Source organism: Mesorhizobium sp. SEMIA396 (assembly GCF_024518615.1).
Lineage (GTDB): Bacteria > Pseudomonadota > Alphaproteobacteria > Rhizobiales > Rhizobiaceae > Mesorhizobium.
The window spans coordinates 119707-140921 of the sequence record NZ_JANIFC010000016.1 but is presented as its reverse complement, the minus strand read 5'-3'; the positions used below and the strand labels follow the sequence as shown (position 1 = coordinate 140921).

Sequence of the window (21215 nt, the reverse complement as noted above, 5' to 3'; positions counted from 1 at the left end):
GCCATCAGCGCCCCTCACGCCATCCCGAGATGTGCATCGTGGGCGATGCGTCATGCCTTTGCCTCCCGGATCGCCCGCAGCGTGGCGTGGCGTAGTTTATTTTCGCGCTTAAGGGTCTTCACGCGTCCGACAAGGCCAGGTTTGATCCATTCGGCATCGGGCTTGTCGGCGCCCCTCGGTGGCGAGCCTTTCCCCTCTTGCACCTTGGCATAGAGGCGTTCCCGCATGGCTTTGGTCAGGGCGATGTTTGCCGAGCCGGCGTAGCGGCGTTCCGCATCGCGGGTTGCCATCAAGGCGAGTGGAGCCGAACCGGGCGTTCGCTGCACGCCTGCAACTTCAAAGTCGACTTCCTCACAGCATTTCGTTTTCACCCAGGCTTCGGTGTCGCCTGACCGATAGCTGCTCTCTTCCCGCTTCGACACCATGCCCTCTAGGCCAATCCGATCAACCGCGGCATAAAAGTCAGCCCCGCCGCCATGCACATGGTGGCTGTACTGGATCACGCCTTTAGCGGTGCCGACGAGTTCGAGCAGCTTTTCCCGACGTGCCAGCAACGGTTCGCGACGCAGATCGATGCCGTCATGGTGCAGCAGATCGAAGGCAACGAAGATGATCCGATCCGGCGCCCATCGCATCGCCGACCGCAGCGAATGGAAATCCGACACGCCTTTCTCGTTAAGGACGATTGCCTCGCCGTCGATGATTGCCGACTTCGGAATGGTTGCCGCCGCCTCGACAATCGTCTTGTACGTCGATGACCAGTCGTAGCCCCTTCGCGTGATCGCTCTGGCCTTGCCGTCCTCAACAATCACCTGGGTACGATAGCCGTCATATTTGATTTCGTGAATCCAGTTGTCCCCTGTCGGCGGCACCTCGACAAGCGTGGGGAACATCGGCCGGATGAACTTCAACATACGCAAACTCGGACTGACCGAGTTTAAATTAGATTAAGCTAAAGTGGTTGCAAAGGAACGCACCAGACGCTTGGGCAGCTCCGGAGCACATTGAGGAGCGTCATCTTGATCCAGCGGCTGCAATCGCTGGAGCGCCACCTGGCCGGCGTCAAGGAACGATTCCGCCCTCCCGGTGTTTCAATCTCATGACAAACATCACGAAAAGCCGAATCGCGATGGCGGCCGAAGTCGCAAGTGTCAAGCAGCGCCTCAAACGGGACGAACTCGCGATTGAGCGCTCGGAAAAGATGGTGGCCCAAAACATCGAGCGGTCCGGCAGGATTCGGCGTCGAGCGCCGCCACCTAGATTAGCATCGTGTTAAAGCCACTCGAATGTGGCCAAGCACCACTTCGCCGATCTCGCTTTTGTCGGTCTTCTTCAACGTCAGCGCGAAGACCACGGTCTCGCGCGCTGGCATGTGCGGGTAGAGCTCATGGTTCGGGAACACCATGGCGAGGTCGCGCGACTTCGGCGCAACGTCGACGGGCCGACCAGGATGACGAATTCACCTGACCTCATGTCGACTGACACGCCATGAATAACTCGGACCGTGCCATAGGCTTTCTCGATACCTGATGCGGTGAGCGCACTCATGCGCCTTTGGCCTTAGAAAGAGACCTTGTCGCTGCCTTTCAGCCTCAAGAGACAGCATTGCAAGCCTTCGGCAGAGCAGAATCAGCTTGGGCAACGGATCGGTCCGTTGGCAAATTCGGGTCCGATGTCGGCCTCGCGCGGACTTTTGACCAAATCGGCGCTCGCCGTAGTCGCAACGGTTGCGCCGAGGTGCTTGGCAAGCTGGATCGCGACACCTCCCCGCCGCTAAATTGAGCCATGTTGTGCCCTGTGGCCTGGGTTGTGTTGGCCATGCGAACGTGTAAGTTGTAGCTAATTTAGGGGTGGGGTGAAATGGAATACGGTTCCAGGAAGGTCACCCTGTTGGGCGGCCTGGCATCGACCAGGCGGATCCGGATGCTTCTGGCTTCCACGGCGGTCGCGACCAGTCTCGCAACGCTGGCGACAGGCATTCCCGCTTCGGCCCAATCCGTGTCGATCTCCGGCGACGTGGATCCGACCCCCGCCGCATCGCCCAATTGGAACGTAGGGGGCCAGCTGTTTGTCGGCAAATCCGGCACCGGCACGCTGGACATCGAAGCCGGCGGCACGGTCGCCAGCACATTCGGCTTTGTCGGTCGTGACCCTGGCTCCATCGGCACGGCGACTGTGACGGGCACCGGCTCCACCTGGACAAACAGCGGCGAGCTCACTGTCGGCCTTTTCGGCAACGGCACGCTGAACGTCGAGGACGGAGGCAAGGTCACCGACTTTAACGGCTACATCGGATATCACTCGGGTTCTACCGGCACGGTGACGGTAACCGGCGCGGGCTCCACCTGGACGAACAGCGGCTGGCTCTTTATCGGCTATGCCGGTGGCGCCGGCACACTGACCATCGCGGCCGGCGGTGTGGTCACCAACACGGCGGGCTCCATCGACTCCGGCACGGCGACGGTGACGGGCGCCGGCTCCACCTGGACGAGCAGCCTCGATCTTACTGTCAACGGCACGCTGAACGTCGCGGCCGGTGGTGCCGTAACCAACAAGCAGGGCTTTATCGGCAATGGCTCGGACTTCTCCGGCACGGCGACGGTGACGGGCACCGGCTCCACCTGGACGAACAGCGGCGAACTTTATGTCGGCTTTAACGGCGGCGCGACGCTGAGCGTCGAGGACGGCGGCGCTGTCAGCAACACGAATGGCTATATCGGTACTTTCGCAAGCTTCACCGGCACGGCGACGGCGACGGTGACGGGCGCGGACTCCACCTGGACGAACAGCGGTGCACTTTATGTCGGCAGTTCCGGCACCGCGACGCTGAACGTGGAGGCCGGCGGCGCTGTCAGCAACACGGACGGCTACATCGGGGTTTTCGCAAGCTCTACCGGCACGGCGACGGCGACGGTGACGGGCGCGGACTCCAGCTGGACGAACAGCGGCGACCTTTATGTCGGCCGTTCCGGCACCGGCACGCTCGACGTCGAGGAGGGCGGCGCCGTCACCAACGCGGTCGGCTACATCGGATACGACGCTGGCTCCACCGGCACGGCGACGGTGACGGGCGCGGACTCCGCCTGGACGAACAGCAGCGAACTTTATGTCGGCCGTTCCGGCACCGGCACGCTCAACGTCGAGGATGGCGGCGCCGTCACCAACACGGTTGCCTACATCGGATTTAACGCAGGTTCCACCGGCACGGCGACTGTGACGGGTACCGGCTCCACATGGTCGAATAGCGGCGTACTCTACATAGGCAGTAGCGGTGATGGTACGCTCAACGTCGAGCACGGCGGCGCCGTGACCAACACGGTCGGCTACATCGGATACCTCGCTGGCTCCACCGGCACGGTGACTGTGACGGGCGCTGGCTCCACCTGGGCGAACAGCAGCGAGCTTCTTATCGGTCGTTCCGGCAACGGGACGCTGAACGTCGAGGATGGCGGCGCCGTCACCAACACGGTCGGCCGCCTCGGATTTCAGCCGGGTTCCACGGGCACGGCCACGGTAACGGGCGCGAACTCCACCTGGACCAACAGCGGCGACCTTTATGTCGGCGATTTCGCCACCGGCACGCTGACCGTCGCGAACGGTGGCCTGGTCAGCGATGCTACAGGGGCTATCGGAGTGACCTCGAGCGGCACGGCCATTGTAACGGGCGCCGGCTCCACCTGGAAGAACAGCGGCACGTTCTATGTCGGTTATGGGGGCACTGGCACGCTGACCGTCGCGGATGGTGGCGCAGTGAGCACCGGCAATGGGGCAGGCATTGCCCATATCGCCGTTCAGAGTAGCTCGACTGGCACCCTCAACATCGGCGCGGCCGCTGGGCAGTCGGCCGTTGCGCCAGGCACGCTGCAGGCTGCTGAGGTTCGCTTCGGCGCGGGCGTGGGGACTCTCACCTTCAACCATACCGGGACGGGCCACACGTTCTCTCCGGCGATCACCGGTGCGGGGGCCATCGGCCAGGTCGCCGGCACGACGATCCTGACCGGAAACAGTTCCGGCTTCACCGGGACAACGACGATTTCGGGCGGCAAACTGCTGGTAAACGGCACGCTTGGCGATTCGAGTTCCTCGATCGACGTCCTGACGGGCGGCACGCTCGGCGGCTCGGGCACGGTGGGCACGACGACAGTCGTTTCGGGTGGCACGATCGCACCGGGCACCTCGATCGGCACGCTGACGGTGAACGGCGACATGACCTTGCAGCAGGGCAGTCATCTGGCCTACGAGGCGGCAGCACCGGGCGCGGATTTTACGACCGGTCAGGCGGATAGCGTCATGGTCAACGGAAACGTGACGCTCAACGGAGCCGTGCTCGATGTCGCCAATGCTGGCGGCTTCGGCCCCGGTCTTTACCGTATCGTCGACTACACGGGCACACTCACCGAGAGCAACGGCGGACTCACTCTGGGCGCCGTTCCGCCCGCATCGACGCTGTCGATCCAAATGCTGACGGCCGACAAGCAGATCAATCTCATCAACACCACCGGCCTGACGCTGAACCTTTGGAACGCCAACGGCCAGGCCGACGCCACCCACATGGGCGGCGGCGCTGGCAGTTGGTCGAACATGGCGCCGAATTGGACCGATGCGACGGGTGCGCTCACGGCGGCCATGCAGCCGCAGCCCGGTTTCGCCGTCTTCGGCGGCGAGGCAGGCACCGTAACGGTGGACGGCAGCGCCGGCGCAGTCCAGACGACCGGCATGCAGTTCGCGTCGGGCGGCTACGTGCTCACCGGCGACACGCTGACGCTGGTGGCAGACGCCGATCATCCGGCGCCGGTCGAAGTGCGCGTCGGCGATGGCAGCGCCGCAAGCAACGGTTATGTGTCGACCATCTCCAATGTGATCGCGGGCACCGATGGATTGCGCAAGACCGGCGCGGGCACGCTGGTGCTTTCCGGAACCAACATCTATTCGGGCGGCACTACCATCGAGGCCGGCACGCTTGCGCTCTCGGGAGCGGGCTCGATCGGACCGGGTTCGCTGCAGATCGATGCCGGCGTATTCGACATCAGTGGTATTGGCGCTCTCGACATGACGATCCACAATCTTAGCGGCTCCGGCGGCACTGTCCAACTGGGCACCAAGGCCTTGACGATTGTCCAGGACCAGGATGGCAGCTATGGCGGCATCCTTTCGGGCACCGGCACGTTCATCAAGACGGGTGCGACATTTTCCTATGATGGCGACGGTTCCGGCTTCACCGGCACCACTTCCGTGGCCGGCGGCACCCTCCTCATCGGATCGGACGACGTACATTCCGGGGCAAGGCTCGGCGGCAACCTTGATGTGACGAATGGTGCCGTGCTTGGCGGCCACGGGACGGTCGGCTCCGGGGCTGGCAGCGTGGTGACTGTTCAAAGTGGCGGCACACTGGCGCCAGGCGCCTCTATCGGCACACTAACGCTTGACGGGGATCTCGTCTTCAACGCTGGCGCCAGCTTGCAGGTCGAGGTCGATCCGGCCAGCAGTTCCAGCGATCTGGTTCACGTAACCGGCGCGGCGACCATCGGCGGCGGCTCTGTTGCCCATATTGGTGTCGACGGCGGCTACAAGCCGTCTTCGACCTATACGATCCTCACGGCCGACGGTGGCGTTTCGGGTCAGTTCGACAGCGTGACTTCGGACTTTGCCTTCCTTGATCCGTTCCTGGCCTATGATGGCGACGACGTGAATCTGACCCTAAATCGCAACAACGTTGCCTTCACCGACTTTGCCCAGACATTCAACCAGAAGAGCACGGCCGGCGTGCTCGAGACGCTCGGATCGCTGAGCGCGCTCTACCAGGCCGTCGTTGTTCTAGCCAATGACGACGAAACGGTACGCCAGATCTTCGACCAGTTGTCGGGCGATGGATATCCCAGTGCCAATGGCGTCCTGGTGGAGGATAGCCAGCACGTTGCCGAGGCCGTCAATGCGCGCATCCGTTCGGCCTTCGGCACGGTCGCGGCCAGCGATGCGCCTGTCATCGCCTATGGCGAGGTGCCGCAGGGAGGCAGCAAATCCAATGAAGCCATCCATGGCATGCTGTTGCCGGCCACCACGGATCGCGCCGCCGCCTGGGCAACCGCCTTCGGCTCATGGCGCGACAATGACGGCGATGGCAATGCTGCGCCGATCTCGTCTTCCACCGGCGGTTTCCTCACCGGCATCGACAGCGCCTTCGGCGATAACTGGCGGGCAGGCGTCATCGCCGGCTTCAGCCATTCGAGCTTCAATGTCGATGATCGCGCGTCCTCGGGCGACAGCCAGAACTGGCATCTCGGCCTCTATGGCGGTGGCCAATGGGGCGCTTTTGGCCTTCGCGCCGGCGCGGCCTACACCTGGCACGACATCTCAATGGGCCGCCACGTCGCCTTCGCCGGCTTGGATAACAGTCTGAGCGCCGATTATGATGCCGCCACCGCACAGGCCTTTGCTGAGATCGCCTATGACCTGAAGGCCGGGCAGTTCGGTTTCGAACCATTCGCCGGACTTTCTTACGTGACACTCCACACCGACGGCTTCAGCGAGACAGGCGGTGCCGCGGCCCTGACGGCGTCCAGCACCAACACCGATGTGACGTTCACCACCCTCGGCCTTAGGGCATCCAGCAACTTCGATCTCGGCGGCACCACTGTCACGGCGCGCGGTACACTTGCCTGGCGCCATGCATTTGGCGACGTTACACCGATCTCCACCTTCGCCTTCGCTGGCTCCGACACGTTTGCCATCGCCGGCGCCCCGATCGCAAGGAATGCAGCGTTGATCGAGGCCGGCATCGACGTCGCACTCAGCCCCTATGCGAAGCTTGGCTTCGCCTATCAGGGCCAGTTCGCATCGGCCATGAAGCAAAACGGCTTCGATGCAAATCTGATGGTCAAGTTTTGAGGGACCTAAGGCGAGGCAGAGATCCATTCGCCTGCCTGCGATAACAGGTCACTTTCTAGTAAGCAAGAAGCTGACCGTCAGCCCGCGGCCCATGACAACGAGCTCAGGTGACTGATCTAACATCGGAAGTGACGCCGGCTTTTTGTGACAAGTCGCCTCAGGCATGGGACGACATGACCGATTTGAAGGTCAGGGCGGCAACACTGGGGTTTCCCGCCTCGATAAAGGTCGCAGCAAGCGAATCTACTGGTGACCGCCCGACCAGGGCGCCACAGATGAAGGCAAAGGCGGCCGAGGTCGAAACGTTGACGGCTAGCCCCTGTTTGCAACGGCCGGCTCCACGGCGGTCAACGGGGCTTCCAAGCTCCAGGTGACCCCATGCGGGCCGTGCTCCAGCTTTCCCTGTCCCCCCACTGCCGCAGGTGCCACCCGCTTCAATACCACGGTTCCAAAGCCGCCCTGTCCGATGCTCTGAACTTCCGGCCCATCGGTTTCAGCCCAGGTGAGATGGAGGAGCCTCGAAGCACCGGACCCGGTAATGGTCCATATGACTGAGATCTGGCCCTTATCCGCTGAGAGGACGCCATATTTGGCCGAGTTGGTAGCCAGTTCATGGAAAGCGATCCCGAGATACTGCACCGCATTGGCATTGAGGACCAACAATGGGCCCGACATGGCGATAACGTCTCCCCGTGGGAATGGCTGGGCTTGCGCCGCCAAAAGGTCACTGATCGTGGCGCCCTTCCAGTCCGCCGCAACCAGCAGGTCGTGGGAGCGCGACAGCGCCATGATGCGCTCGCGCACCTGGTATTCAAATTGCTTTGGCGTCTCCGATCGCTTGTTGGTCTCACGGATCATCGACAGGATGACTGAATACTGGTTTTTCACCCGGTGATTGACCTCGCGCATCAGCATGTGGATGCGTTGCTCGCTTTCCCTCGCCAACGTGATGTCCCGGGCAATCTTCGACGCGCCGACGATTTGCCCGGCTGCGTTACGCACGGGCGATATCGCCAGCGAAACCGGAACCAGGCTGCCATCCCTGCGCTGCCGTGTGGTTTCGAACGGTTCGACGCGTTCGCCACGCCGAATGCGTTCGAGGATACGAGGTTCCTCGTCCTGGTGGTTATCCGGAATCAGCATCGTCACCGACTGACCGATCGCTTCGTCAGCGGTATAGCCGAACAGCCGTTCGGCGCCCTGGTTCCAGCTCTTGATGATGGTGTTGAGATCCTTGCTGACAATAGCGTCGAACGAGGATTCCACAATCGCTGACAGATGCTGCTTGGCCTCTTCGGCACGTTGGCGGTCCGTCAGGTCCAATAGCATGTTCACGGCACCTATCAGGGTGCCGTGCTCATCCCGCAGCGGCGTGGGATAGGGCAGGAACGGGAAAAAAGATCCGTCCGGTCGCTGCGCCACGGCCTCCTGGTTGCGGACCGGCCGGTTTTCGTTGAGAGCGATCGCCATTGGGCACTCGTCGTGGGGCAGTTCCTTGCCATCGGCAGTGAACAGCTTGAACGTCACGCACCATTTGTCCTTGCCGACGTTAGGCTCCCGTCCTGCCAGCTCGGCGGCAGCGCGATTATAATAGGTTATCGTACCGTCTTGGTCAGTTGTGTAGATGGCGACCGGAAGGGCGTCGAGGATCTGGTGATAAGTATTGTCTTGATGCCTCAGTTCGGTGCGGGCTCGCTCCAAGTCGGTCACATCGACTGTGAAGCATCTGGTGTTGATTAGCTTGCCGTCACGAAAATGGCCGCTCGAGGTGATTTCGACATGCTTGATGGCTCCGTCGCGGGCTCTCAGACGCGCCGGATATCTCGCGATCTTTTCGCCCTTGGTGAGGCGTTCCAGAATGTCCTCGATGACCGGCCGGTCGGGGTAGAAGTCGGCGATGTGCCGGCCGACATAGTCTTCTGCGGGATAACCGAGGAGGTCGAGCTCAGCTGTGTTGGCGTGCAGAATGATGCCATCCTCGCTCACCAGATGGAGAGCAACCGCGCCGTTCTCGAAAAAATCCTGATAATCAAAATTCGGACTGTCAGTGCCGGACATTTCCGGGTTCTTGAAGGCGACAACGTTCGCCTGCGGCAGTTCATTCATATTTCTGGCCCCGATATCAATTCAACCAGCTGTAACGTAGCTTGTGCCGGTATCGTTCCAAAGTCGCCGTTTTCGGGTGTGTTGCACGGCCGGCCAGCTTACCATTCTTATCGCACGCGACTTCATGCCAAGTCCTTGGTCGCTTACCACGAAACCTTGATCGCCCGGGCCAGAAGATCACCGGATAGCTGTGCTCGGCCGGCCGTGCGACTGGTTTAACGCAGGGGTTGCCGGAACAGCAGCCGCGCCTCACGGAATCGGTGCCGATCGGGCCAATCAGCTCCAGCCCGCTAAACTTGGTCGTCAAAGCCGCGTGCGCCGATCTGCTCTCCGCATTGAGCGAGCTCCGATTGCCACGACGCTCGTAACTCGTCTTACCGTGCCCGCCCTATTCGACTGGCCGGAGGGCTCTCGTGCCGGCGCCGAGCTATCCGGCGGACAAGGACGCCAGGGGCGCTCACAGCCCCAGTGCCGCAGCGACACGTTCCTGGAAATACTGCACTCCCCGCTCATGCCGCCCCGAGAGCGGGCCGGAGCTATAGGCTCCTGCGGCATAGTTGCGATGCGTATCGGCGCAGATGGCGTAGTCCTCGCGTACCACGGCCAGAGTGCCTTGCACAGATTTCGCCCTGCTCTCGGATGCTTCTGCAGCGATATCGGCAAAGAAGAAATGGTAATGCTGGTCTGTGTGATGCGGTGAGGTCGGGTTGATCCGGCTAACGTTCATGCCGCCATCGAAAAGCGATAGCGTCCAATTCGGCCACATCCAAAGCCATTTGCCGCGATAGAACAGACCGTCTTTCGGCGGTGCGGTCATCCGGACATAACCGGGATGGGCGGTGGTCTGGAAAGCTTCGAAGTCGATGGCAGCGTAGAACGAGGGATGTGTGCCAGGGATGTGGTAGCCTTCGACGAAATTGTCGGTGTAGATCTTCCAGTTCGCCGTAAAGCTGACGGTGGCCTGATCGGTGGCGGCATAGGTCTCCAACGGCTCGTCCGCCAGTTCGTCGGGCAGAGAGCCAAGTTGATCCAGAAGACTTTCCTTCGGGTCGAGTGCCGCGAAGAGCAGCCCGCGCCATTCCGACAAGTGCACCGTCTCCAGCGGCCAGTCTTCGGCGATGATCGCGGGATCCTTGCCATACCCTGGGGCCTGCACCAGCCGTCCGGTGTCGGCAAAGGACCATTTGTGATAGGGGCAAACGATCAGCCCACATTTACCCGCGCCATCGGCCAGAAGTTTCGCCCCCCGGTGGCGGCAGACGTTCTTAAATCCGCGCAAGGTCCCGTCCCGGCCCCGGATGGCAAAGATCGGCGTGCCGGCGATGTCGATGGCAAGGTATTGACCGGACGTCGCGACCGAGGCGACAGGCCCCATGAACTGCCAGGTGTGCGCGAAGATGCTGCACCGTTCCTGCTGCCAGATATCATCGCGTACATAAAGCGACGGGTCCAGGTTCAGGTATTGCACAGGCGGAGTGTCGAGTGGCAGCTGGTCGGGCCGCAAGGGGTCTGGCGTCATAGGCTAACCTCCAGTTGCGGCAATCCTGTCGTAAGCGGAGCGGCATCGCAAGAGAATTGGCTCTGCTGCGCACAGCCTGTAAGCCGGCGTGCAATTTTGCTCTAAAGCAGATTTGCTGGAGTGGCGGTCGTTTCCAATTCGCCGACCTAGTTGTCGACCGCGATCATCACGTGGGATGCTTAACCGCAGCACAGGTCCCAGGTCGACTTCGAGCCCAGTTCGTCGTCCGCCTGGTGGACGGCGGGTATCAGAATAGTGCCGTTCGCTCGCGAACGACGGGGGATGGAGTCGTGAGCTGACGAGAGAAACTTTGCCCGAGGACGCCAAGCTAGAACGGCAGCTTACCGCCGAGCGTTCGGCACGCCGAATCCTGATGTTGGCTTAAGCGTATCTCAGACATTCAGTCTGACCAGACTTTTGCGAATGGCGTCTTTGCGCTTCGTCTCGGTCATTGAGATATTAGCAGCCGCTTCCAAGAAGCAGACATCACAGTGACCGCGCCATAGCTCTCGATGCGCAACGATATCAGACTCTCCAACCCGCCCCACATGCATTTCCCAGGACGGCCATTGATCGCTCAGGCAGGAATTCCGGACCGGTCCGGATCACCCAGGTGAGATGGCGTCTGCCGGGTCGACGCTTGCGTCAGGCGGCGTATGTCAACTCGTTTTAGGCCGCAGTAACTTCGAGAGCCAAGGCGGACTGCTGGGGCAGGAAGAAGCTGGGTATTTCCACACTGGTGCGATCCGGTACTTAACATATTATGTGACCTTCAACTGGGGGTTATAGCGAATGAAAGATGAGACCGGCGTTCAGAAGTTGGTGCGCACACTGCGTGCCCGAGCACCCGACGACGCAGCTGAATTGCTGGCCAGAGAGTCTCCCGAGTTCATCCGCGACACACTAGAGCTGTTGCCAGAGGGGCACGCCCGCAAGGTGGCCGAGCATTTGCCATCGCATATGCGGCCCATCAGGCCCCCTGACGATGGCGAGGATTTCGCGATCCCCGAGTCGCTTGTCGAGGTAATGGACCCGATTTCCGCCAGCGTTCCTGTCGGGACGACGGTTGCTGCCTCGGTGGAAGCTGTCAGACGCGCCCAGGTGCCGACCGAACTCACTTATCTCTACGTCACGGACGAGGGCAATAAACTGGTTGGCCTGGTGGTCCTGCGCGATCTGATGCTGAGCGAACCGGACGCCATTGTCGACCAGATCATGCTGCCCAAGCCGTTCGCTCTTGATGTAGGTCTCTCTTTGAGCAACGCCTGCAAGGCAGCGGTACGGCGTCACTACCCTGTCTATCCGGTGGTGGACGCGGAGAACCGGCTGCTCGGGCAGGTTCGCGGCTGGCGCTTGTTCGAGCAGCAAGTCATTGAGATTTCCGCTCAGTCTGGCCAAATGGTAGGTGTCCAGAAGGAGGAGCGCTCTTTCACGCCGCTGTTTTCAGCCTTCTTGAAGCGTCATCCGTGGCTGCAGTTGAACCTCCTGACGGCCTTCATGGCCGCATTCGTGGTCAGTTCGTTCACAGGAACCATCGAGAAGATCGTCACGCTGGCGGCATTCCTCCCGGTCTTGGCCGGGCAGAGCGGAAACACGGGCTGCCAAGCACTGGCTATGACGCTGCGTGGCCTTGCGCTGGGGGATGTGGACAAACGACCGAAGCTGCACTTGGTGGTGAGAGAGGGCGCGCTCGGGATCGCCAACGGCTTGCTTGTCGGCCTTCTTGCGGCTGCGGCGATGTGGTTCTACGCCTCGAGGCAACCGGAGTCGGCGGCCCAAGCGCCCATGTTAGCACTTGTGATCCTGCTTGCCATGTCCGGATCGTGCCTCATGTCTGGAATCTCCGGCGTGCTGATCCCGTTGGGCCTGCGCCGGGTCGGCGCCGACCCGGCGGTCGCTTCGGCGATCTTCCTCACCACCTTGACCGATATTGTAGGCATGGGCCTGATGCTGGGGCTGGCCACCATACTCGTGCTGTAGCGAGGTACGTCCCTGGGAATTGAGGCAACAAGCTGATCTCGTCGCGTTCAGCGAATTGCGAGAGCCAGGCCACATCGCGCACGCATCGTGAGAAGCACCCTCCGGCAGCTCTCTGACCCCTTGCGCAACGCGCCGGAAGACCTTTGGATAGGCCGTGGATGACCTTGAAGCCTATTCAGTGACCAGAACACGCGCAGAATCGCGCAAGCAATATTAACCTCGTCGGTTTGCGATCCGCCACTCAGGATCTGGTTGTTTGCTACTGGTGCCGAATCCTTCAATTACGTCCAGCAACTCCAAGCAGACGTTTTTGCGACCAGCGCAGCCAAAAATAGGAATAAGCCTGTTAGCTTGTTGCGCAGCTGCAACAGCTGCTGAGGCTCGCGTGATCTGGTGGCAGTTCAGTCGCCTTTTTTCTTGTAGTCATGCGATTCCTTCGCACTAGTCCGGTCGGGGTGGGTTCTCGGCATGCAATCTTCGTCTCGCACGATTTTCGGCTTCGCCGCAGCGCTGCTTTTTAGCGGGGTATTGCCGGCCGGCGCACAAGGTCTTTTTACGGCCTATGACGATGCGTTTTCGGCCCGCATCGCCAGTCCGGCCGACAATGGAACGCTCGCCCAATTCGTCACGGTTGCGGTCAACGCGGGCCAATACGATCAGGCGATCTCCTCAATCGAGCAGTATCTGATCCAATACCCCCGCGATGCGCGCGCCCGGCTTGCCGCCAGCCGGTTGTACTATCATGTCGGCTCCTATGAATTGGCCCGGCGGCAGGTGCAGTACGGCATCGAAGTCGGCGGTCTGACCGCGGGTGAGCAGCAGGAAGCTGTTCGCCTCCTCGGCCGGATCGATCGTGCGTTGCGTGGCGTCACCTGGGAACTCGCCCTGACCGGCGGCGTACTCAGCGCATTCACCAATTTTGCGCCGGGCGGGGCGCAGGACGAGGAAAGCTTCGTCTCGCCCTACGGGCGGGCGGAAGGCTTTGTCCGGTGGGACCTCGGCACGCCAAGTGCCGACGCGCTGGTGCTTTCAGGGTCGTTGACGGCGACAGAGCGTTTTTTCACGGAAGACCTGTCGGTTCCGGGTAGCGATAAGACTTTTGTCCACGGCAACGCAGCGATTACCTGGGACAAGGGGCTGCCCAATAGTGGGATCGATTCGCTTCGCCTGCTGCTCTCCGCGTTTACCGTTACAGACCGTTTCGACAGCGATATTCAGGAAACCGGCATTGGCCTTGGTGGACGTTTCCTCGTTCGACCGACGGTCGAAACGACGCTCTTCGCCGGTGGCGGCTACATCGATCTAAGCGCCTCGCAAGGCATTTTCGCCGACAGCAGGGTCTTCTATGAGGCAGGCGGCAGCTACCGCTTCCGCAATGGCCAGGCGCTCGGACTGCGCTTTGTCGGCTCGAACGACTTCGCTTCCGGATCTGGAGAAATCGGCCGCAGCTACTCAGGCGAGGTCCGCTATGGCGGCCTGTTGATGAACGTACCGGATCTTTTCGCATGGTCACACCAGATCGCCTTCTCGGCCGGCCACAGCGACATTCCCGATCTCTCGGTCGGCATCGGCACAAATATTAAGAGCGACTTCTGGCGCATTGCCTCGGAAAGCGATTTTCAGCTGACTGAAGCCCAGAAGATCAGCGTTGATCTCGCCTATCGAGAAACCACTTTCGCCATCGCCAACCGCGACCGAAAATCGTTCGAAATGCTCATGAGCTATACGTTGACGCTCAATTGAAAGAGGCCTCGATGAGGTACCGTCAGATCGCTCTTTTTATCGCCTGCCTTGCTTTCACGGTACCATCCGCCGCTGAGACAGTCGGGTCGATGATAGCCTATCAGACCAACATCGTCCGCAACAACGGTGGGACAATGAACGTTGGTGCTGGCGTCGAACTCGGCGACCAGTTGCGCAGTGACCCCACCGGTCTTGGAATGCTGGTGTTCCGGGATGAATCGAGCGCCAAGATTGGTCCGAACACCAGCCTGACAATCGATGAATTCGTCTACAATCCGGGCTCCGGTTCCGGAAAGATCGATATCGGGATGAACAGCGGCCTGGCACGTTTTTATGGCGGCCAGGTTTCTAAAGGGGGCGTCATGCAGGTTGCGACGCCGCACATGGTGCTCGGGGCGAGAGGCGGCATCATCGAAGTGCTGGTGGCAGCCGGCCAGACTGTCGGCATATTGCGCGCCGGCCGCATGACCTGCACGATCAGTGGCAAACGGCTGGTCATCACAAACCCGGGCTACGCCTGCACGTCGGCAGATGGCAAGCTGCTGACCGGCTACGGTGGCATCGACACCTTCCCGATATTGGACAGTATTGACCGGATAGCGGGCACCGGCCTGCCAGGGGCACCGGGTCCTGGGTTGGACGTAAGCGCAATTTGTGCATCGGCACTCGGCGACTCGCTCGAAGTCTGCGGGTCCACGGACGGCGCATTGCCAGGAGTGGTCTTGGAATTCCCTGACAGCCCAATGCCACCTGCGGGCAGCGGGGGGCGGAGGGGCGAGTGTGAGGGTGAGCGTTGCTGTTACTACTGCGATTAGACTGGCCCCACGATGAGCCGCTTGGTCGGTAGTCCCTGGGCTGATTGGCGGCAAGCTGGCAGGCGCAAAATATCCGGCCTTGTGGTCGTGCTCCTGCTGCTCGCTTGCCATTTGGCTTTTGACGCACCGTTGTCGCGTCTGCGTGAGCGGACGTACGACTTCTATCAGTTTCTCGCCCCACGCCAGACGACGAGCAATCCTGTCGTGATCGTCTCGATAGATGACGCCAGCCTCAAGGCACATGGGCGATGGCCCTGGAATCGTGGCCTCTTGGCCGATCTGGTCAATGGCATCACCGAATCCGGCGCGGCGGTGGTCGGGCTTGCGCTGGTACTCCCCGAGGCCGACAACTCGCCTGAAGGCATCGCCGGAGACAAGCACTTAGCAGCGGCGCTGGCCAAAAATCGAACGGCGCTTGCCGTCAGCCTAGGCAATGAGGCGACAGTTTCAGAAGCAGAACCCAAAGCCGGCTGGTCGATCGTCGGGCAAGTACCCGATACACTTCCCGGCTTCACCGGCTTGACCGGCTCGCTTGCCGAATTCTCGAACACTGCCGCGGGCCTCGGCGTGATTCGCACCTTGCCTGATCCCGACGGCGTACTGCGCCATGTGCCGCTGCTCTGGCTTCGCAACACCGCTCAAGGCGTGCAGTTGTGGCCGTCCTTCGCACTCGAGCTCCTGCGCCTTTACGCTGGACAGGACGGGTACATAGCCCGGATGAATGCAGCCGGGTTCGACGCACTCAGGATGGCCGGCGCCATTGTGCCGCTCGAGCCGGAGGGGAGCATCCGCCTCTGGCAAACCGCCACCGATGCGCCCCGCCTGTCTGCCAGCACTATCCTTTCGCGCCATGGCGATCCGCGGCTGCGCGACGCCATCGCCATTGTCGACCTGTCGGCTGTGGGACTGACGCAGTACCTGCCCACGCCAAGGAGTCCAGCACGATCAGGAGCGGACATCCACGCCGATGCGGTTGGCCAGATGCTTGCCGGGCGCTACCTGGCCGAGCCAACGCACGCGCGTATGCTTGAGCGGCTCTGGTTTCTCCTCAGTGCCGTCGTTTTCATCGGGCTGTCCGGAGTGCTCGCCGGGCGTGTCGTGCTTGGCGCCCTCGCACTGGCGCTGCTGGCCGTCACGCCGTTTGTGTTCGGCGCTCTCGAGTACAGCATGCAGGGTGCACTCTATGACCCGCTGCAGCCGGCGCTTGCAACGATCATGGTTGCGGGCTTCGAAGGCTATGTCCTCTACAGGCGCAGCGAGCAGCGCCGGTCCACCTTGGCGCGACAGTTCTCCCAATATCTGTCGCCCTCCGTGGTGCAGCGCCTCGCAAGCTCGGACACCGAGGCAATCCTGTCTGGCGAGAAGCGCGAGATCACAATCCTGATCAGCGACATACGCGGCTTCACGACGATGAGCGAACAGCTCGATACCCATGAGATCGCCAAGGTAGTCAACCATTTCCTTGGTATTGCGACCGATGAGATACTCAAGCGCGACGGCACCATCGACAAGTTCATGGGCGATGCGGTGCTGGCCTTCTGGAACGCGCCGCTTGATCAACCCGATCATCGCGAGCGTGCGCTCGACGCGGGTCTTGCCCTGATCGAGCGGGTGAAGCGCGAAGATGCCGCCTTCACTGCGGATGGCCATCGCTCGATCGAAATCGGCGTCGCCATCGAGACCGGCATCTGCTCGGTAGGCAATTTCGGCTCCGAACGACGCTTCGATTACACCGCAATCGGCTCCCCGGTGAACCGCGTGGCACGTCTCGAGTCCACGACCAAGAAGCTGGGCATCCCCCTGGTGCTCGGACCCGGCTTTGCGGCAGGAGCATCGATGCCGGTCGTCCAGGCGGGCGCCTTTGAGCTCCAGGGTTTCAAGGGCGAGGTGCCGGTTTTCACTGTTCCGGAGATGCAAGCTGCTCACCAAGGTGTGAGCCGCGAAGTAGAGATCCAACAATCTGGCGCCCCTGGCGCGGTGGTTGGTTCGGCGCCATCCGTGCAAATGACACCGCCTGATGTTGCGCCCCGAACCCGAAGCACACGCTGACCGGATTCAGCCGATCGCAGTGGTGCCGTCCTGCATCGTGAACTAAGACCGCTGGGGAGGCCTAGGTGCCATCAGGCGGCATCCGGCCTGCGCAGCCGTTGTTTTTGACGGCGGGCGTCTCGCACGCCTGCAGGATTAGGCCAATTTGGGCGGCCGCAAAATACCGGAGCTGAAAGTAGTCCATCTATTCCTGAAAGCTGCCATTCTATTTGCGGCCCCACGCTCATCAACCGTCTGCCGGCGCGCAGCGGTCGTCCAACAGAACACCGGCCGACCTGTTCAGTTCGAGTTGATGAGCGACGCACGCTCCAGCCTTCTCGCATGGCTGGAGCGACGCGGTAGAAGATGCCCTGGAACTGCTGAGGCTACGGAAACCTACAGATGCGGCTCCATTTCCGAGTGGAGCCGCGTATGCTAAGCGCCTTGTTTCGGTCGTTGAGGCGAACTCCTGCGATCCCATATGTGGACATAGTTGCTGAAGACGCCGTGGCGCTGTGAACCAGACTCGCGTGGGAGTGAGGTTGCAAAACGCCTCCTCCGAGTGACAACTCCCCGCAGAAAGCCGCTTCTTCAGACAGGCTCCGACCAAGCCGCAGGATAGGCGAGGCAGCCCCAGAATTTGGAGACCAGAATATGGCAAGCGGGGAGCAGCAAGACAAATCAGCGGCGGAAAAGGCAGTATGGCCGCTTCTCTTTCTAACGGCGGCGCTGCAGGCGTATCTGGGTCTGTCGTTGGTAGCCTATGTGTTCATGGGCGTGTCAAACCCGGGCTCCGGGATTGCCGGATGGACAGCGGCCATGACAGGCGGGCTCCAGACGATTGCGGCCATGGCGGCCTTTGTGCTGGCTGTTCGAGGCGATCTTCGCGGCACTAACCTAGCGTTAGCCGGCAGCATCATGCTGGGCTGGTTTTCGATGCTGCCTTCGGTCGCTGAGCAAGGGCTCGACTTTGGCGGTGACGACTGGGGTACCCCGGTCTATTTCGTGGTCTCCCCCATCATCGCGATCGTTACGGCAACGCTAGCTTGGCGCAACCTATACCTGGTCCCGGCAGCTTTCATCGTAACCGCACCGACCTTCATCGGCATTTTCGTCGTCATCGTCTTCGGAATCGCCATCGCTTTATACGGCTTCTGACTGCGTGGCAGGTTCGAGGCTCGAAGTCGCAAGGATTGGCTTCGGCCCGTGAATCCGAAGCGTATCGAAGGTCCGGCTTCGGGTCGCATCCGGCCCGCTGCAGCATTTTCCACTTTGAGGCGAAATCATTCTCAACTAAGGTCCGCCAGACTTAAGGCATGGGGGATTGCCGATGGTTTTATCACGCAGGGGTGTGGCGCTCGGCGGCCTGGCGCTGGTCGCGGTCGGTGCAACCGGCAATATTGTTCGAGCCGCGACGGAGAAATCCTTTTTCGCCGGTACCGCCAGCGACAACAATTTTGTCTATCGCAAGACCAACTTCACCAAGATCGACAAAAGGTGGCATCGCCAGATCGTCAAATATTTCAGCAGCGAGCCGGTCGGCACCGTTGTGGTCGATACCCGCCACCACTTCCTCTACCTCATCATGGAAAACAAGACCGCCATCCGCTACGGCGTCGGCGTAGGCAAGGACGGCTTCAAATGGTACGGCCGCGCGACGATCGACCGCCGCGCTCTGTGGCCGCGATGGGTCCCGCCCCCCGAAATGCGTAAGCGCAAGCCGGATCTACCGCCGATGGTCGCAGGCGGCGCGTCCAACAATCCGCTCGGGCCGCGCGCGCTCTATCTGTACCGCGACGGCGCCGACATCGGCTACCGCCTGCATGGCACCCTGGAGCCATGGAGCATCGGCACCGACGCTTCCAGCGGCTGCATCCGCATGTTCCCGGAAGACATCATCGACCTCTACCAGCGGTGCCCGATCGGCACTGCGGTGGAGGTCCTGCCGCACATAGCCGACCAGGCGCCCGCTTCCACAACTGTCGAATGATTGGCGCCTCATGAACCGCATGATTGAAAACACGCGCCGGCTGCTCGCTGCCAGCCTGCTGGTGCTTGTCGCATCCTGCTCGACCAGCAACACGCTGGCCCCTTCCACACCCGACGTCACCAACGCCAAGATTGCCGGCTTCCAGAACGTGCAGCCGGGCAGCGAGGAGGATTTTATCCTCAATGTCGGCCGCCGCACCTATTTCACTCAAGGTTCGGTTGCGCTCGATTCTGTCGCCAAGGCCACCCTCGACACCCAGATCGCCTGGTTAGCAAAGCATCCGCGCTGGCTGCTCAAGCTGCAGGGTTTCGCCGACGATCCCGGCGCAAGTGAAACGGCGCTGTCGCAGCAGCGCGCCGATGCGGTGATGGACTACCTCGCCGCGGGCGGCATAGACCGCAATCGCATGTGGGCCAAGGGCTACGGCAAGGACAGGCTCGTCCGCGACTGCCCCGACGCCGCCTGCAGGTCGCAGAACCGCCGCGTTGTGTCTAATTTGCGCGATGAGAGGGACGAGTCGTAGGTGGCAGCAGTTTTGCTTGTCATCGGAGGCCGTAGGCAGCTTTGTCCCCGTAAAGCAGACATGCCGGCGATAGCACTTGCCGCAGGACTGACCAAAGCGAGAAGTCGCATCGCCCAGTTTGGCATCTCAAATCGCGGCGCTTTTGCTCCATGAGCACCCAGCCGCGACCTGAGCATCCGGGCTATCTCGTATATGCTCATTGTTTCACCCGCTATTGCAACGAACCGCTCGCCATTTGCTGCAGGATCGGTCATAGCGCGAATGTGTAGATCGGCGACGTCGCGGACGTCCACGATCCCGTAGGAAAGCTTCGGAGCTAACGGCGGATTTCCGTCCAGCATACGTTGGATGAGTGAAATTGACGGAGAATAGTCGGGGCACATGACCGGCCCCAATATCACCGTCGGGTTTACTGCTGTAAGCTCTGGCCCACCTTTTTGCCTCACAAAATCCCAGGCATCTTTTTCGGCTAACGTCTTCGATCTGACGTAGGCGGTAAGAGTGGGAATGCTCAAGTCACTCCAATCGGCCTCAGTGAATTCAGCGGTGTCCATATCGCGAGCGTAACTCAAGGCAACGAATGACGATGTGATCGCCAGCCGTTTAACCTTCGCTTCATGTGCTGCTCGCAACACTCGTAGTGTGCCAGATCTGGCGATGCCGATGGTGTCAATATTGCCACCCTTTTGTCCAACGGCAAATGGAGAGGCGACATGTAGCACATAGGAGCTACCGGCGGCGGCATCATCCCAACCGGGATCGGCACTCAAATCTGCCTCGATGAAGGAAAGAGAAGCGCCAATTGATGATGCGCCCATCTGCTCGAGTGTACGACGACTTCTGGTTCGCGTGTCAGCGAGCGTACAGTGCATCTAACCCGGTATCCAAGATCGAGCAGCTGCAAAATACAGTACATACCGAGGAAGCCGGAACCTCCCGTAACCAGCACTTGTTGGGATTGCGTAGAACGTTTGAGAGGTCTGATCATCGGCCATCTGAAGTTGCGGGATTTCCATCGCAGTTTGAGCACTGATTCGATAGCCGACCACGCCCTTTCCCGATAACTTGGTCCTCTCCCCGGAAAAGCACAATCTCATATAGCGGGAAGACATGCTGTCTTCCTTGGCCGAAATGATCTCGCCGTTCAGACTTCCAGGTTCCGGCTCGGTGTGCGCTCCGGAGAAATCCGGCGAAGGCATCCGGGCAAAGTCCTGCTGTGGCTGACAGTCTGCGTTGTGCTTGTCGGCGGCGTCGGCGCTTTGGCCGCAACGACCTCGCTCGCCGGGGCCGTGATCGCATCGGGCACCGTGGTCGTCGAAAGCAACCCCAAAAAGATGCAGCACCAGACCGGAGGCAAACGAGGAACTGCGCGAACTCGATGGCAAGGAGGCCGAACTCGTCGAGCGGAAGACAGTGGCGCAGGACCAGCTTGCGCGGACCGAAATCCGCGCTCCCCAGTCAGGACTTGTCCAGGAGCGTGCCGTCCATACGTCGGCGGCGTGATCAGTCCCCGCGAGACCATCATGCTGATTGTTCCTGAACAGGACAGGTTCGTGGTCGACAGGCATGGTCGCGCCCGCCAGCATCGATGACGTCGAACCCGGACAGCCGGTTTCCATGCGCTTC

The 21215-nt window shown here is 61.1% G+C and carries 14 protein-coding genes and 1 pseudogene; 9 read left to right on the top strand and 6 right to left on the bottom strand.

Annotated elements, in window-relative coordinates; all coding sequences use genetic code 11:
• Positions 1 to 50: 50 nt before the first annotated feature.
• Both NP503_RS30095 and NP503_RS30090 read right to left on the bottom strand, forming a co-directional pair.
• A complete protein-coding gene (locus NP503_RS30095) occupies positions 51 to 911 on the bottom strand; it encodes an ATP-dependent DNA ligase (protein ID WP_256755020.1) in 861 nt (286 codons plus the stop codon).
• A 350-nt stretch (positions 912 to 1261) separates the two neighbouring features.
• Positions 1262 to 1405: a hypothetical protein gene (locus tag NP503_RS30090; RefSeq protein WP_236383285.1), complete on the bottom strand. Its 144-nt coding sequence runs from the start codon at positions 1403 to 1405 to the stop codon at positions 1262 to 1264.
• 455 nt (positions 1406 to 1860) lie between these two features.
• On the opposite strand from NP503_RS30090, the gene NP503_RS30085 reads away from it, so the two are divergent.
• Positions 1861 to 6885, top strand: a complete 5025-nt coding sequence (locus tag NP503_RS30085) for an autotransporter domain-containing protein (protein ID WP_236383284.1) — start codon at positions 1861 to 1863, stop codon at positions 6883 to 6885.
• Between the two features lie 312 nt (positions 6886 to 7197).
• Here NP503_RS30085 and NP503_RS30080 read toward each other — a convergent pair whose 3' ends face one another.
• A complete protein-coding gene (locus NP503_RS30080) occupies positions 7198 to 8991 on the bottom strand; it encodes a PAS domain S-box protein (protein WP_128309167.1) in 1794 nt (597 codons plus the stop codon).
• 457 nt (positions 8992 to 9448) lie between these two features.
• The gene (locus NP503_RS30075; RefSeq protein WP_236383283.1) at positions 9449 to 10510 is read right to left on the bottom strand and encodes an aromatic ring-hydroxylating dioxygenase subunit alpha; all 1062 of its coding nucleotides are present in this window, start codon (positions 10508 to 10510) and stop codon (positions 9449 to 9451) included.
• 792 nt (positions 10511 to 11302) lie between these two features.
• Here NP503_RS30075 and NP503_RS30070 point away from each other — a divergent pair.
• From NP503_RS30070 to NP503_RS30035, 8 genes and pseudogenes are all read left to right on the top strand, one after another.
• The gene (locus tag NP503_RS30070) at positions 11303 to 12490 is read left to right on the top strand and encodes a magnesium transporter (protein ID WP_127332122.1); all 1188 of its coding nucleotides are present in this window, start codon (positions 11303 to 11305) and stop codon (positions 12488 to 12490) included.
• A gap of 528 nt (positions 12491 to 13018) precedes the next feature.
• Positions 13019 to 14233, top strand: a complete 1215-nt coding sequence (locus tag NP503_RS30065; RefSeq protein WP_236383282.1) for a M48 family metallopeptidase — start codon at positions 13019 to 13021, stop codon at positions 14231 to 14233.
• An 11-nt stretch (positions 14234 to 14244) separates the two neighbouring features.
• Complete coding sequence (locus NP503_RS30060; protein ID WP_236383281.1) at positions 14245 to 15048, top strand: FecR domain-containing protein; 804 nt, start codon at positions 14245 to 14247, stop codon at positions 15046 to 15048.
• 87 nt (positions 15049 to 15135) lie between these two features.
• Complete coding sequence (locus NP503_RS30055; RefSeq protein ID WP_236383279.1) at positions 15136 to 17097, top strand: CHASE2 domain-containing protein; 1962 nt, start codon at positions 15136 to 15138, stop codon at positions 17095 to 17097.
• Between the two features lie 241 nt (positions 17098 to 17338).
• Positions 17339 to 17437: pseudogene (locus NP503_RS30050) on the top strand (integrase); the annotation flags it as partial.
• A 293-nt stretch (positions 17438 to 17730) separates the two neighbouring features.
• Positions 17731 to 18234 carry a hypothetical protein gene (locus NP503_RS30045; RefSeq protein WP_236383277.1) on the top strand — a complete coding sequence of 168 codons (504 nt, stop codon included), beginning with the start codon at positions 17731 to 17733 and terminating at the stop codon, positions 18232 to 18234.
• A 172-nt stretch (positions 18235 to 18406) separates the two neighbouring features.
• Positions 18407 to 19066: a L,D-transpeptidase gene (locus NP503_RS30040; RefSeq protein ID WP_128308789.1), complete on the top strand. Its 660-nt coding sequence runs from the start codon at positions 18407 to 18409 to the stop codon at positions 19064 to 19066.
• A gap of 10 nt (positions 19067 to 19076) precedes the next feature.
• Entirely contained in the window at positions 19077 to 19589 is a 513-nt protein-coding gene (locus NP503_RS30035; protein WP_236383276.1) for an OmpA family protein, read from the top strand.
• On the opposite strand, the gene NP503_RS30030 is transcribed toward NP503_RS30035, so the two are convergent.
• Together NP503_RS30030 and NP503_RS30025 are read right to left on the bottom strand one after the other, a co-directional pair.
• Positions 19487 to 20407: an NAD-dependent epimerase/dehydratase family protein gene (locus NP503_RS30030; RefSeq protein ID WP_236383274.1), complete on the bottom strand. Its 921-nt coding sequence runs from the start codon at positions 20405 to 20407 to the stop codon at positions 19487 to 19489. The two genes, NP503_RS30035 and NP503_RS30030, sit on opposite strands and share 103 nt — an antisense overlap.
• Positions 20408 to 20461: 54 nt before the next feature.
• A complete protein-coding gene (locus tag NP503_RS30025; RefSeq protein WP_236383272.1) occupies positions 20462 to 21208 on the bottom strand; it encodes a hypothetical protein in 747 nt (248 codons plus the stop codon).
• Positions 21209 to 21215 lie beyond the last annotated feature (7 nt).

Coding starts and splice junctions, on each gene's coding strand:
- NP503_RS30080 (WP_128309167.1), bottom strand. CDS start 8,991: ATGAATGAACTGCCGCAGGCGAACGTTGTCGCCTTCAAGAACCCGGAA.
- NP503_RS30085 (WP_236383284.1), top strand. CDS start 1,861: ATGGAATACGGTTCCAGGAAGGTCACCCTGTTGGGCGGCCTGGCATCG.
- NP503_RS30035 (WP_236383276.1), top strand. CDS start 19,077: ATGAACCGCATGATTGAAAACACGCGCCGGCTGCTCGCTGCCAGCCTG.
- NP503_RS30070 (WP_127332122.1), top strand. CDS start 11,303: ATGAAAGATGAGACCGGCGTTCAGAAGTTGGTGCGCACACTGCGTGCC.
- NP503_RS30090 (WP_236383285.1), bottom strand. CDS start 1,405: ATGGTGTTCCCGAACCATGAGCTCTACCCGCACATGCCAGCGCGCGAG.
- NP503_RS30030 (WP_236383274.1), bottom strand. CDS start 20,407: ATGGGCGCATCATCAATTGGCGCTTCTCTTTCCTTCATCGAGGCAGAT.
- NP503_RS30060 (WP_236383281.1), top strand. CDS start 14,245: ATGAGGTACCGTCAGATCGCTCTTTTTATCGCCTGCCTTGCTTTCACG.
- NP503_RS30045 (WP_236383277.1), top strand. CDS start 17,731: ATGGCAAGCGGGGAGCAGCAAGACAAATCAGCGGCGGAAAAGGCAGTA.
- NP503_RS30075 (WP_236383283.1), bottom strand. CDS start 10,510: ATGACGCCAGACCCCTTGCGGCCCGACCAGCTGCCACTCGACACTCCG.
- NP503_RS30025 (WP_236383272.1), bottom strand. CDS start 21,208: ATGGAAACCGGCTGTCCGGGTTCGACGTCATCGATGCTGGCGGGCGCG.
- NP503_RS30040 (WP_128308789.1), top strand. CDS start 18,407: ATGGTTTTATCACGCAGGGGTGTGGCGCTCGGCGGCCTGGCGCTGGTC.